This is a genomic window from Thermanaerothrix sp., assembly GCF_056331585.1.
Genome location: NZ_JBWGPQ010000053.1, coordinates 1 through 13,132, shown reverse-complemented (window position 1 = coordinate 13,132; position 13,132 = coordinate 1). Strand labels below are relative to the sequence as shown.

General features: G+C 61.4%; 11 protein-coding genes and 1 tRNA gene. 8 read left to right on the top strand and 4 right to left on the bottom strand.

Annotated features, from left to right (window positions below):
* Positions 1–203: 203 nt before the first annotated feature.
* The 3 genes from AC01YT_RS12895 to AC01YT_RS12885 all read right to left on the bottom strand — a co-directional run bounded on the left by AC01YT_RS12895 (position 204) and on the right by AC01YT_RS12885 (position 3,474).
* On the bottom strand, positions 204–1,103 hold the full coding sequence (locus AC01YT_RS12895; protein WP_476676040.1) for a universal stress protein: 900 nt from the start codon (positions 1,101–1,103) through the stop codon (positions 204–206).
* Positions 1,103–2,407, bottom strand: a complete 1,305-nt coding sequence (locus AC01YT_RS12890; protein ID WP_424912775.1) for an Nramp family divalent metal transporter — start codon at positions 2,405–2,407, stop codon at positions 1,103–1,105. The genes AC01YT_RS12895 and AC01YT_RS12890 overlap by 1 nt, the downstream gene beginning before the upstream one ends.
* Before the next feature lie 86 nt (positions 2,408–2,493).
* Positions 2,494–3,474, bottom strand: coding sequence for a LysM peptidoglycan-binding domain-containing protein (locus tag AC01YT_RS12885; RefSeq protein ID WP_424912776.1), 981 nt, complete (start codon positions 3,472–3,474; stop codon positions 2,494–2,496).
* Positions 3,475–3,733: 259 nt separating this feature from the next.
* Here AC01YT_RS12885 and AC01YT_RS12880 point away from each other — a divergent pair, with 259 nt between their 5' ends.
* The 8 genes from AC01YT_RS12880 (at position 3,734) to AC01YT_RS12845 (ending at position 12,008) form a co-directional block, all read left to right on the top strand.
* Complete coding sequence (locus AC01YT_RS12880) at positions 3,734–4,960, top strand: cation:proton antiporter (RefSeq protein WP_476676037.1); 1,227 nt, start codon at positions 3,734–3,736, stop codon at positions 4,958–4,960.
* A gap of 114 nt (positions 4,961–5,074) precedes the next feature.
* A complete protein-coding gene (locus AC01YT_RS12875; protein ID WP_476676035.1) occupies positions 5,075–6,043 on the top strand; it encodes a c-type cytochrome in 969 nt (322 codons plus the stop codon).
* A gap of 25 nt (positions 6,044–6,068) precedes the next feature.
* Complete coding sequence (locus AC01YT_RS12870; RefSeq protein WP_315624865.1) at positions 6,069–6,605, top strand: cytochrome c3 family protein; 537 nt, start codon at positions 6,069–6,071, stop codon at positions 6,603–6,605.
* 27 nt (positions 6,606–6,632) lie between these two features.
* A complete protein-coding gene (locus AC01YT_RS12865) occupies positions 6,633–8,774 on the top strand; it encodes a molybdopterin-dependent oxidoreductase (protein WP_476676032.1) in 2,142 nt (713 codons plus the stop codon).
* Positions 8,775–8,800: 26 nt separating this feature from the next.
* Positions 8,801–9,514 carry a 4Fe-4S dicluster domain-containing protein gene (locus AC01YT_RS12860; RefSeq protein WP_476676030.1) on the top strand — a complete coding sequence of 238 codons (714 nt, stop codon included), beginning with the start codon at positions 8,801–8,803 and terminating at the stop codon, positions 9,512–9,514.
* Entirely contained in the window at positions 9,504–10,943 is a 1,440-nt protein-coding gene (gene nrfD, locus AC01YT_RS12855; protein ID WP_476676028.1) for an NrfD/PsrC family molybdoenzyme membrane anchor subunit, read from the top strand. The genes AC01YT_RS12860 and nrfD overlap by 11 nt, the downstream gene beginning before the upstream one ends.
* Positions 10,944–10,953: 10 nt before the next feature.
* Entirely contained in the window at positions 10,954–11,490 is a 537-nt protein-coding gene (locus AC01YT_RS12850) for a quinol:electron acceptor oxidoreductase subunit ActD (protein ID WP_476676026.1), read from the top strand.
* A complete protein-coding gene (locus AC01YT_RS12845; protein ID WP_315624860.1) occupies positions 11,481–12,008 on the top strand; it encodes a c-type cytochrome in 528 nt (175 codons plus the stop codon). Before AC01YT_RS12850 ends, AC01YT_RS12845 begins: the two co-directional genes overlap by 10 nt.
* Positions 12,009–12,362: 354 nt before the next feature.
* Here AC01YT_RS12845 and AC01YT_RS12840 read toward each other — a convergent pair.
* Positions 12,363–12,453, bottom strand: a tRNA-Ser gene (locus AC01YT_RS12840).
* Positions 12,454–13,132: the final 679 nt, after the last annotated feature.

Sequence of the window (13,132 nt, the reverse complement as noted above, 5' to 3'; positions counted from 1 at the left end):
ACCTTATGATCACTTAACAATTTTGGGCCGGCTAGCTCGGGCGAATGCTCTCGCGCATGAGGGTTTGCGCACAAGGATCGCCCCAGGCCAGTCGGGCTTGCTACTCTGCGGTGGTAAATTCCAAGATATCCACCCCACGGTCGAGATCAAAGTAGGGCAGGTAGCGTAAGATAAGGTGTGATAGTAGCACCTTGGCCAAACGATCACAACGGTATCAGCAATACCGGTCGGTGGGTGCGGCGCACTACCTGCGGCGCCACCGAGTGCGCCCAGAATGCGGCCATGCCAGCCTTGCGATGGGTCGCCAGCACGATCAGATCCGCGTCTTCGGCCTCGGCCACAGCCACAATCTGCTCCGCCGGGTCACCTCGCACAACGTGCCGATAAGCGCGTATCCCCGCTTGCTGTAAGTCATGCAAATGTTCTTCTAAGTGCGTCCAGGCTTCCTCTTCCTGCCAATCCAGGTAAGCCGCTGCCGTTAGCGGGAGCAGCGAACCGGCCGCTGCCTGTTCGCCGCGCAGGGTGGCCAGGGTCGGGATCACGGTCAGCAGGCAAGCCTCGGCGTCATAGGCACGGGCCAGATGAACCGCGTAATCCAGGCTAAGGTCGTGCTGGGATTTGTCATCCAGGGGCAAAAGTAAGCGCTGCAGGGTAAATGGCGGGTGATCCTCGGCCTGCGGCCGACACAGTAGGATCGGCGCCTGCTGGCGGGCCAGCACCTGCTGGGCAATATTGCCGATCAGAACATCGCGCAGTCCCCCTTGACCATGGGCGCACATCACGATCAGGTCGGGGTTGAATTCGCGCGTGGCGTGGTAGACGATGCTCTCGGCAATATCGGTGACCGGACGGGTGTGCACATGCACCTGCACCGTAACCCCGGCTGCAGTGAAACGCTGGGCAATTTGGTTTAGGTAAGCCACGGCATCTTCGGCCCGGCTGAGATGCTGATCCTGGTGCACGGTCGTCGGGGCATCTTTTTCAAGGATGTGGAGCAGGGTGACCGGCGCGCCCAGGGTCTGTGCCAGCGAAAGGGCCGGCGGAAGGGCCGCTTCGGCCAGGCGCGAACCATCCAGAGGAACTAACAGGCTACGGAACATCATCAGGTCCCCAGCAGTAGGCGATAAATCAGAAAGGCGTTCAGCGCCAGGATCAACCCGCCGGCGAGTGAAGCGAGTGCCGTGGTCAGCGGGCGATTCACCAGTGCGCCCATCAGGTCACGCCGCCGTGTGAAGAGGATGAGCGGGATGACGGCAAAGGGCAGCGCAAATGAGAGCACTACCTGGCTGAGGATCAGCGTTTGGGTGGGATCGGCTCCCACGCTGATCACGATTAGCGAGGGCAAAATGGTCACCAATCGCCGCACCCAGGGTGGAATATGACGGTGGATAAACCCTTGCATGATCACCTGCCCGGCCATTGTCCCGACCGAAGTAGACGAAAGTCCACTTGCCAACAGGGAGATGCCGAAAAACCATTGGGCGGCGTGGCCCAAGAGCGGTTGCAGGGTACGGTGCGCCTGCTCCAGCGTGCCGATGTTGGTTAACCCGACGGTGTGGAAGGTAGCCGCGGCCATGATCAGCATCGCCATGTTGATCAGCCCGGCGGCACCCATGGCAATGAAGACATCCAACAGTTCGTAGCGGAAAAGCAGGCGCTGCTTGTGCGGGTTGCGGGTGACGATGCGGTTTTGGGTCAGTGCCGAATGGAGGTAAATGGCGTGGGGCATGACCGTAGCGCCCAGAATGCCGGTCGCCACCAGCACGCTCTCGGCGCTGGAAAAATGGGGCGTGACCAGATGGTAAAGCACCGTGCCCAGGGGTGGCTTGACGATCAGGATCTCGATCAGGTAACTGACAGCGACCACGCCCACAAAGGCCGAAATGACGGCTTCAACCGGGCGAAAGCCGTAGCGTTCCAGGGCTAAAATCACAAAGGTAGCCACGGCAGTGAGCAACCCGGCCCAGAAGAGCGGGATGCCGAAGAGCAGATTGAACCCCAGCGCCGCACCGATGAATTCGGCTAAGTCGGTGGCAATGGCAGCCAGTTCTGCCACCACCCACATGATCCAAACCATCCAGCGCGGCAACTGGTCGCGGCAATGCTCGGCCAGGTTCTTGCCACTGGCGATGCCCAATTTAGCCGAGAGCGATTGCAACAGCATCGCCATCAGGTTGCTGGCCAGGATCACCCATAACAATTCATAGCCAAACTTCGCCCCACCCTCGATGTTGGTCGCAAAATTGCCGGGATCCATGTAAGCCACGCTGGCAATGATGGCCGGGCCGATGAAGGGCAGCAAGCGCGCCAACGCGCCTTTTTTGCTTTTTCCAGATAATACCTCTTGAGCACTGCGGATCAGCGCCGCATCGCGAGAGGATGGCGAATGGGTTTTGGATTTGGCCATCTCGCAATCCCTTGAAACACCGCTAAGATGAATTCATTATAGTCCTGGGGTTAAAATACGGAAAGGGACTGCCGTAAAAAATCATCTTAGGGCCGTGCTTCCACCTGTGTTTCGGCGCGGGCAATGGGTGGCCCGGCAGAATAAACCCACAGGCGGAATGGCAAGTGTTCTCCCGGTGCCAAGGCGGCGGTGCTCTCCCACCGGCGTACCCCCACCACCTGCCCGACGGCATCATAGGCCACGCCCAAGACCCAGACCTGCTGAGCGGGTTGGGAGATCCCCGGGGCTAGACGAACCTCGCCTTCCAAGGTTACCCCCAAGCCATTAGAAGTGACGGTTTGGTGCAGGTTCTCAACCCAGGCATCCAGGTAGCGCGACGTGCTCTCGGGAACGGGGAGCGCGGTGAGGAGCTCGGCATCGACTTGGTAAGCCGGCGGGAGCGGGGGCGGGAAGTAAACTGCCAGCGGGAGCGTGCCCCCGGCCAGCAGGCGGTTGAGCAGTGGTGCAACGGTTTGCGCCTGAATTTCATCGCTGGCCACATTCAGGCGGCGGAATTGCGCCGTCACCCCCTCCACGGCGAACGGTTGGGGGTTGTGCACCAAGGTAAAGCACCATAATCCACCGTTTACCGCGGGGTAACACTGCGGTGGGTCTATCTCCAAGCCAATGGGGGTGGGTGTGGGTGGATGGTTGGGGTCAGGGGTGGGCACAGCAGCAGGGATGCGCAGCACGGTGCCCACGCTGAGGAACTGCGGGGTTACGGTGGGGTTTGCTGCGAGCAGGGCATCCAGGCTGAGCCCGTAACGCAGAGCAATGCCGAAGAGATCCTCCCCCCGTTGGACAATGTGGGTGCGTGGGGTAGGCGTGGGCGATGGCAACGGCGTAGGACTGCGCAGGGGGCGGGTGGGGGTGAGGGTGGGGCGCGGTGCGGGCGTGAGGGATGCCGTGGCCGTCGGCAGCAACGAGGGAGTGGGAGTGAAGAGCGGGCGCACGTCGACCGTACACGCCACCAGCGCCAACCCAATTCCCAGCCCAAGCCAGCGAAGCACATAACGGATAGTTTTCACCTTGAGGATTATACCCCGTCAGGGTTGCGCATACGCATTCAGTCGAGCGCCGGGGTGGGGATTCTGACGGAGGTAATGCTACAGCGGTTCGACGGCTTACCCCATCATCGCGTAACCAGCCGGTTCAATATCGGGCGTTGATCCGCAGGGAAAATCAGGACCCTTGTGCTACCCCTTCGGCAGGTATGCCCATGGCTTTGCCCTCATTTATCCACCCCCTTCTGTGTATCCCTCGCCCCCTTGGGGTTAGAATCAAATTATGGAACTCACCCTGGTCAGTGTGGCATTACTCCTTTTGGTGGCTGCGGTCGTGGCTATGCTGGCACGGCGGCTGCACCTGCCCTATACCGTGGGGTTGGTGCTGGCTGGATTGGCGCTGGCGTTCCTCCCCCGTTTCTCCGAGATCACCCTCACTGGCGATCTGATCTTTACCCTCTTTCTTCCACCACTGGTGTTTGAAGCCGCGCTCTACATGCGTTGGCACGACCTTCGCCGTGACCTGGTGGTCATCCTCAGCCTGGCTACCCTCGGGGTGCTCATCACCGCAACCATCACTGCATTGGGCATGGTGTACCTGGCGCGGTGGACCTGGCCGGCAGCAACCCTCTTGGGCACGCTCATCGCCGCGACCGACCCGGTTACCGTCATCGCATTGTTCAAAGAGGCGGGGGTGCGGGGACGGCTGCGCTTGCTGGTCGAGGCAGAAAGCCTGTTCAACGATGGCACGACCGCCGTGCTTTTCGGCCTGGTAATGGGGGTGCTCGCGGGGCAAACCAGTAACCCCCTGTTGGCTATTCAAAATCTGCTCACAACCGTGGGTATTGGGCTGTTGTGCGGCGCGCTGGTCGGTGGCGGCATTCTCCTCTTGGCTGGGCGCACCGAAGATCACCTGGTCGAGATCACCCTCACCGTGATTGCCGCCTACGGTTCGTTCTTGATGGCCAATTACTTCCAGGGATCGGGGGTGTTGGCTTCACTAACGGCAGGTCTACTCATCGGCAACCTGGGCGCGTTGGGTTCGATCTCAGCCCGCGGACGCGAGGCAGTGGAATCATTCTGGGAATTCACCGCGTTCCTGGTCAACTCGCTCATTTTCATCCTGATTGGCATGCGCGAGGCGCACCAAGATTTGTTTCATACCCTGGGGCCGATTGCCCTGGCCAGTACGCTGGTGCTTTTTGGACGTGCATTCTCGGTTTACTCCCTGGCAGCGCTCTTTGCCCCCACACCGCTCCACATCAAGCCCGCTCATCAGCATATCCTCTTCTGGGGTGGGATGCGCGGTACGCTTGCCCTGGCCCTGGCTCTAAGCCTGCCCACTGGTGTGCCCGATCGTGAAGCCGTGGTCACGGTTGCGTTTGGGGTGGTGGCGTTCTCCATCTTCGTCCAGGGCTTGACCATCATTCCACTTGTGCGGCGCCTGGTAGGGCTTCCACATCACCCACCCCATGCCCATAATACCCCCTCTTCTCCCACCGCGGGTTAATAAAAATCACCCGCCTTTAACGCGGGCTTGATTTACGGCTTTATGTATAATCATTCAAAGGGGGGCAAACTACCTCCACTTACTTTCTGTATGTGCAGGCGAATGGAGCGGGCTATGAGGAAACCTGGCATTGGTTTAGCAATCGTTCTGATCGTCATTGCAGGGTTGTTGGTGGAACATCCGGCTGGACGGGTAGGTGCCCAAACGTCTTCGCCCATGGATGAGGTGGTGCTGGGGGGGCGCCTCTACGATGATTGGAGCGAGGTCAAGAGTGTGACCCCGCCCCCCGGCAGTCACCCGATTTGGGGGCGTCAATCCACCAATACCCTGAGCGGTCCGGAGACCTGGCGCTGTGTGACTTGCCACGGGTGGGATTACCAGGGCAAGGACGGTGCCTGGAGCAGTGGCGCCAATTACACCGGCTTCCCTGGCGTCTATGCCGCTCGTACCTTACCCGCTGCGACGCTGACCGGCATCCTCACAGGCAGCTCCGATCCTGAGCATGATTTCTCCCCCTATCTCTCAGCAGCGGAGATCCAGGCTTTGGTAGCGTTCATCCGTGAGGGGGTAGTAGATGATCGGGACTACATTGACCTGGTTAGTCGCAAGGTCATCGGAGGCGACGTGGCTCACGGTCAAGCGCTCTACACTCAGACCTGCGCCACGTGCCACGGCGAGGATGGCCGGAAGATCACCTTCCGCTATCAGGGGATGCAGGTCTCACTTGCCTCGCTAGCGGTGCAAGATCCCTGGCGCTTCCTGCACCGCACCCGCTTTGGGGTGGCGCGCGCTCCCGAGATGCCCATTGGTGCTGCGTTGGGGTGGAGCGCACAAGATGGTCGCGATGTGCTGGCTTATGCCCAGACTCTCCCCAGTGGCCTGGAGCCCCAGGTCACCCCGCCACTAGCCGGGCCAGAGCCCACCCCAGTCCGATTACCCGGTGGCCCGGCACAAAATCTCATTACCGGCGTTCTCACCGCGCTGGGCGCGATGGCGACCAGCCTGGGTTTTGCTCTGCTCCTGGGAGCGTTATTGGTCGGAATTTTGTTGGTCGTGGTGTGGATGCTGCGCTCGCGTAAATAACCTGAACGCAAAGGAGAGAGACACGATGCAGGTCAAGAAACCCTGGTGGCAATCCGGCGGCGTACGCATTGCGGTGGCATTGGTCTTGCTCATCCTCTTCGGCGGCGCCGCCAGTGGTATTTATCTATCCCAAATTCCTCCTGAACAACCGATTGCCTTTCCCCACAAGACTCACGTGGCGCTTGGGGCCCAGTGCACCTACTGCCATCCGGCGGCGGCATGGGGACCGAACGCTGGTCTGCCGGGCATCTCCAAATGCTGGGGCTGCCATCAGCAGGTGCAGAAGAAATCGCCCGAATTGGAAAAACTGGCCGGTTATGTCCAGCGCAATGAACCCATTCCCTGGGTGCCGGTGGCAATCCAGCCCGATTTTGTCAAATTTACCCATCAGCCGCATGTGCAGGCGGGCATTGCCTGTGAGACCTGCCATGGCCCGGTCTCGCAGATGACGGTGGCCGTGCCCCAACCACGTCAGAACATGGGCTGGTGCCTGGACTGCCATCAGCGCATGCGTCCGAACGACTTTGTGCGCCTTTCGGACTGCGCGACTTGTCATTACTAAACCCCACGCCTTGAAACGAGGAACAGCATGAGCGAAAAGATCTCCCGGCGCGACTTCCTCAAACTGACGGCTATGGGCGCGGCAGCCACGGCAGTGATGACCGGCTGCGGCCCGATGTCACGCTATGTGGTGCGCCGTCCCTACACCCAGATGCCCGAATACAACCAGACGGGTCAAAGCACCTATTACGCTTCCACCTGCCGCGAGTGCCCCGCCGGGTGCGGGATCATCGTGCGTACCCGCGAGGGGCGCGCCATCACCATTGCCGGCAACCCCGAGCATCCCGTTAACCGCGGGCGCCTGTGCGCCCGCGGCCTGACCGCCCAGCAGGGGCTGTATAACCCTGACCGCATTCGCGGGCCGCGCTTCCAGGGGCGCGGTAACCCTGCCACCCCGCCCCGCGATCTCACCTGGGATGAGGCAGTGCAGGTGGTCGCCGCGGCGCTCCAAAAGCCCCCTGAACGCATCGCCTTCCTGCTCGGACTGGCACCTGATCACCTCTTTGACCTGGTCAGCGAATTGACCCAGGCATTGGGCGCCCCGCCCCCTGTGCGTTACAGTGCGCTGGCAGCGCTGGAAGGGCGCACCACGCTCCTCGAAGCGGTGCGGCGGCTCTTTGGCCGTTCAGCCCTGCCCTACTTTGACCTGGCCCAGGCCGAGGTGACCCTGGCGTTTGGAGCCGATTTTCTGCAAACCTGGCTCTCGCCGGTCACCTACACCCGCGCCTATGGTGCCATGCGCCAGGGTAACCCGCGCCGCCGCGGTGAACTGATTGTCTTCGAACCGCGCCAGTCCCTCACCGCCGGCAACGCCGACCGCTGGGTGCCGCTCATCCCCGGCAGTGAAGCCTATGTGGTGCTGGGGCTGGGGCAGCGCGTGGCACAGTTACGCGGCTTGCCCGTGCCCGCAGCTTTTCGCGCCGTCAGCCTGGACGATGCCGCCCAGATCAGCGGCATCCCCCTGGAACAACTGGAAGCCCTGGCGCAGGCCTTTGCTGGCGCTGAACGTCCGCTGGCGCTGGTCGGCGGCAGTGCCCTGACCCAACCCAACGGCCTGGTGACCGCGCAGGCGGTGCTGGCGTTGAACGCCCTGGTGGGCAACCTGGGCCAGCCGGGCGGCGTTTTCCTTAATCCGGCTGATGCCACCCCCGCCCCGCTAGATGCCGTGCGCGACCTGATCCGGCGCATGCAGGCGGGTGAGGTGGACGTCCTCTTCATCCACGGCGTCAATCCGCTCTTTGAACTCCCCGCCGCGTTGGGCTTCGAGGCTGCCCTGGCCAGAGTGCCCCAAGTGATCAGTTTCGCCGCCTTTCCGGATGAGACGGCGCTCAAGAGTGATTACATCTTGCCTGATCATTCCCCGCTGGAATCTTTTGGCTACCAGCGCAGCCTGGCTGGCAGTGACCGCCCGGCCTGGTCGGCTTTACAACCCGTGGTGGTGCCGCTGTATGACACCCGCGCCACGGTAGATGTCTTGCTGGCGGCAGCGCAGGCCAGCGGGCGTCCCTTGCCCTACCGCGATGAGGTGGATTTCATTCAACAGAAGATCCTGCCCCTGCTCAACGCCGGTGGCTTTTATACCGCGCCGGAAATCCTGACCTTCTGGAGCCGCTGGCTGCAATACGGTGGCTGGTGGACGCCGGAGGCCGGTTTATCCGCCCCCAGCCTGGAGCGCCTGCCGGCCTCTTTTGGGACGCTGGTTCCGCCCACCCCGCCCGCCGAGGGGGCTTTCTACCTGCTGACGTATGCCAACCACCTTGGCGATGGCAGCGGCGCTAACCGCCCCTGGTTGCAAGAACTGCCGGATGCCATGACCACTGTTACCTGGAATGCCTGGGTCGAGATTCACCCCCACGCCGCGGATGAACTGGGACTGAAAGATGATGATGTGGTCCGTATCACCACGCCCTACGGCGCGGTGGAAGCCAGTGTGTACCGCTACCCGGCCATCCGACCGGATACGATTGCCGTTCCCTTTGGACAAGGCCACACAGCGCTGGGACGTTGGGCCGAAGGGCGCGGTTGTAACCCCGCCCAAATCCTGCCGGCCGAGAGCAACGCCGCCGGTGACATGGCCTTTATCGGTACCACCGCCACGCTCACCCCGACCGGGCGGCGCCGCCCCTTGGCGCGGGTGGAAAGCAAGGATGGCGTTTACGGCGAACATTAGCCTTTTCATGGAGAGGAGACAGCACCATGGCTGAAGAACGACCTGCAAAATGGGGTTTGGTGGTAGATCTGGATCGTTGCACCGGGTGCAACGCCTGCATCGCTGCCTGTTCAATGGAAAACAACGTGCCCTTCGTAGGCGAAGACGAGGTCGCGTATGGGCGTGCGCTGTACTGGATTCGCACTCAGCGCTACTGGGAAGGTGAGTACCCCACGGTGGCGCCGACCTTCCAACCGGTGATGTGCCAGCAGTGCGGCAACGCCCCCTGCGAGCCGGTTTGCCCAGTCTATGCCTCGGTGCACAGTGAGGAAGAGCAGATCAACCTGGCCGTCTATAACCGCTGTGTGGGCACCCGCTACTGCGCCAACAACTGCCCCTATTTTGCGCGCGTGTTCAACTGGTTTGATTACGACCTCCCGGAGCCGATGCGCTCCTACCTCAACCCGGATGTCACCGTACGCCGCCGCGGGGTGATGGAGAAGTGCACCTTCTGCGTTCAGCGCATTGTGCACGGGCGGCAGAAAGCGCGCGCCGAGGGCCGCGAACTGCGCGATGGCGAAGTGCAGCCCGCCTGCGTCCAGGCTTGCCCGGCCGAAGCGCTCGTCTTTGGCGATTTGAGCGACCCCGAGAGCCGCGTCAGTCAGATGGCGCTTAACCAGCGTCGTTACCACTTGCTGGAAGAATTGGGTACCCTGCCTCGCGTCACCTACCTGAAAGGAGTGGAAAACCATGGCGGTTGAAGCGAAACCCCTGGAAACACCCTTGCCCCTGACCCACGCCGAAGAAGACCCGCGTGAACATCTGATGTTCGATCCCCGCCCACGCGAGGAGATGAACCGCATGGTCATGGAGGCCATGACCCGCACCTCGCGCCGCTACTGGGCCTGGGTGATCGGGCTGGCACTGGTGGTGCTGGTGTGCCTTTTCGGCGCGTGGGGCAACATGATCCTCACCGGCATGGGCCTGGCCGGCATCCGCCGCCCCGTCTTTTGGGGGCTGTTCATCGTCACCTTCGTCTTCTGGATCGGCATCAGCCATGCCGGGACGTTCGTTTCGGCCATCTTGCGCGTCTTTAAAGCCGAGTTCCGTCGCCCCTTCACCCGCGCGGCCGAGTTGATGACTACCTTCGGGCTGGCCGCCGGCGCGCTCTTCCCCCTCATCCATCTGGGGCGGGTGTGGGTCTTCTACTGGATGATACCCTATCCCAACGCACGCTGGCTGTGGCCCAACTTCCGCTCGCCGCTGGTGTGGGATTTCCTGGCCATCACCACCTACTTACTCAGCAGCACCATCTATCTTTATCTGCCGCTGGTGCCCGACCTGGCCATGGCGCGGGATCGCACGACCGGCTGGCGCCATGCCGTTTACCGCCTGCTGGCGCTGGGTTGGCGCGGCACCGAAGCCGAATGGCACCGCCTGCGTCGGGCGATCACCATCTTTGCTTTTGCCATCATCCCGGTCATGTTCTCGGTGCACACCATCGTCTCGTGGGATTTTGCGGTCGGCGTGGTAGCCGGTTGGCACTCCACCATTTTTGGGCCTTACTTTATCATCGGTGCCATCCTCTCCGGCGTGGCGGCGGTGGTGAGCATCCTCTTCGTCTTGCGCAGCACCATGCTGCACATGGATTACTTCATCCGCAAGGAACATTTTGACGCCCTGGGTAAGTTACTATTGGTCTTCTCGATGGCCTGGGCTTACTTCTTCTTCAACGACTACCTGCTTACCTGGTACGGCGGTGAGGAAGCCGCGCGGCGCATCCTCACCCTGCATGCCACCGGCCCGGCTGCCTGGGTGTGGTACCTGATGCTGGTCTGCAATGTGGTCATCCCCTGGCTGACGCTGTGGAACCGCACCATCCGCCGCACCCCCTGGGCGATGTTTATCATCACCCTGTTGATCAACGTTGGTATGTACGCCGAGCGCTACACCATCGTCCCGCTGACCCTGGGGCACCAGCGCATGCCCTTCGACTGGGGCGTCTACACCCCCCGCCCCACCGAAATCAGCATCGTCATCGGCACCTTTGCCCTCTTCCTCCTGCTCTACCTGCTGGCTTCGCGCTTGATCCCGTTGGTGCCGGTCTGGGAGGTGCAGGAAGGTCAGATGGCGCATACCCTGCGCCGGGTGGGCAAAGCTGAAGTGCCCAGTGTCACCGAACTGGAGTAAAGGAGGGCTTATGAGCGCAAACATGGTTCATCTGGCACTCTTCAAGGAGACGGCCATTGACCATGCCGCTGAGGCCATCACCCGCCTGCGCGAGATGGGCGTGAGCGATCGTGATATCTCGGTCATCTCCGGCATCCCCTACTCCGAGCGCATCTTGGGTCGTCCGATGGCGTGGACGACCATTGGGCGCATCGGGCTGGCTGGGGCGGTGGTGGGTTTCCTGGTGGCGGTGTTCCTCTCCTTCGGCACCCCCCTGCTCTATCCCATTCGCGTTGCCGCCATGCCTTTCCAGCCCATCCCAACCTCGATTGTGGTCATTTTTGAGTTGACCATGCTGGGGCTGCTCATCAGCACGTTTATCGGGGTTTTCGTTGAAACGATCTCGCCCTCGTTTGGGCCGCGTGGCTATCATCCTAAGGTCAGCGATGGGCACATCGGCATTCTTTTCAGCAGCCCCGCCCAGGTCGAAGCGGAGGTGCACGCGGCACTGGAAGCGCTGGGGGCGGAGATCGTCCATAATGTTGAGGAGGAACGCTTATGGCCGTGATGAAGCGCCTGCTCATCGTCCTGGTGATCCTGGCCAGCCCGCTGGCGCTGGGCTTGCTCTTCACCTATGACATTATAAAGATTGACTGGATCAGTTTCATGGAGATTCAGCCCTCGTACCGCGTGATGGAAGATCCCCTGCCCCTACCGCCACGTTCGGTGCCGGTACAGGGTGCGGCCTATATTCCCGAACTGGGGGCGCCGGTCAACCCGGTGCCTGCCGATGAAGCCTCGCTGGCGCGCGGCAAGGCCTACTACGATGTGGCCTGCGCACTCTGTCACGGCCCTGAGGGCAAGGGGAACGGCTCGTTCTCCGGCTTTCTGGTGGTGTATCCGCCGGCTAATCTGGTGGCACCCGACGCCAACGCGCGCCAGTTGAGCGATGGCGCCATCTTCCTCACCATCACCAATGGTATTGAGGGACGCATGCCGGCGCTGATCGAAAATCTCCCCGACCCGCGCATGCGCTGGGACGTGGTCAATTACGTCCGTCACCTGCAACAACAAGCCGCGCCATAATCCCCTCTTTTCTTCCTCCCCGCTTTTCGAACCAACCCGCCGGCAAGCGCGGGTTGGTTCGCATAAGGGCAGACTTTGTCATGGGTTGGGGCTGGGGTGGTTCACGGTGGCGGCGCAGAAATCGCTGCAGGTCGACGCACCCTTCCCCTTTTTCAGTCGCTGGTGCAACTGACCCTCACCTAGGGGGTAGGATAGGCCCAAGGTTCACCGTGGCGGCTCGCCGAAAATTCCCGTAGGCTGAGGCTGGAAATCTTCGGCGGGCTATGGCACGCCCATCGTTTTTGTAAATCAGGTCAAGTTCAGGAATTAAGTCACGATCGGGGAATGAAAAACGCCCGGAATGACCGGGCAGATTGGCGGAGAGGGCGGGATTCGAACCCGCGGTACCTCATCGGTACACGCGCTCTCCAGGCGCGCGCGTTAGGCCAGGCTACGCTACCTCTCCGAGCGCACCCGCGGGCCGCTCTTGACGCGAGTGCGCTTTAATTATAACCGAAAATTGGGGGGAGAGTGCAGGGCAGATAAGAACCGAGAGGGCCCCCTCGCCGGCTTGCCAGGTATTCGGGCGCCGACCGGGTAAGCCGCTTCCCATATTTCTTGGGGCATGGCGGTGCGCGCGGGTGGTTCAATCTTCGGCGGGAGCAGCCCTGGTGTCCTCTCCCGAGTGCCTGCGGATATTCGTCTGGGAAAACTGCCGTTCCACCCCCGACCCAACGCCTGGGTGGGGGCTGAGAACGCCCCTATTCCATCCCGGCAAAGGAAGACGTTCCACCGGGTAAACATCATGTGAGGTATGTCAATTTGGGGTGGGGAAAAAACGAGGGTTGCGCCAATTTCACGCAACCCTGATGCTGACAGTTGGGGCGTCCTGCCGGGACGCCTGATTGCGTGCCCTGGCGGGCATTTGATGATTCTGACCCCTCCTGCATAATGCAGGAGAACTCCTCTACCCTCTGTCTTAATGCCCTGGCGGGCATTTGATGATTCTGACGACGTCATTGGTCACATTGATGGCGTTCCAATTGTCAAAAGGTCTTAATGCCCTGGCGGGCATTTGATGATTCTGACAGCAGACATCTAGACAACTGAAAGTGGGAGAAACTTTGCTTCTCTAAGCCCAATTC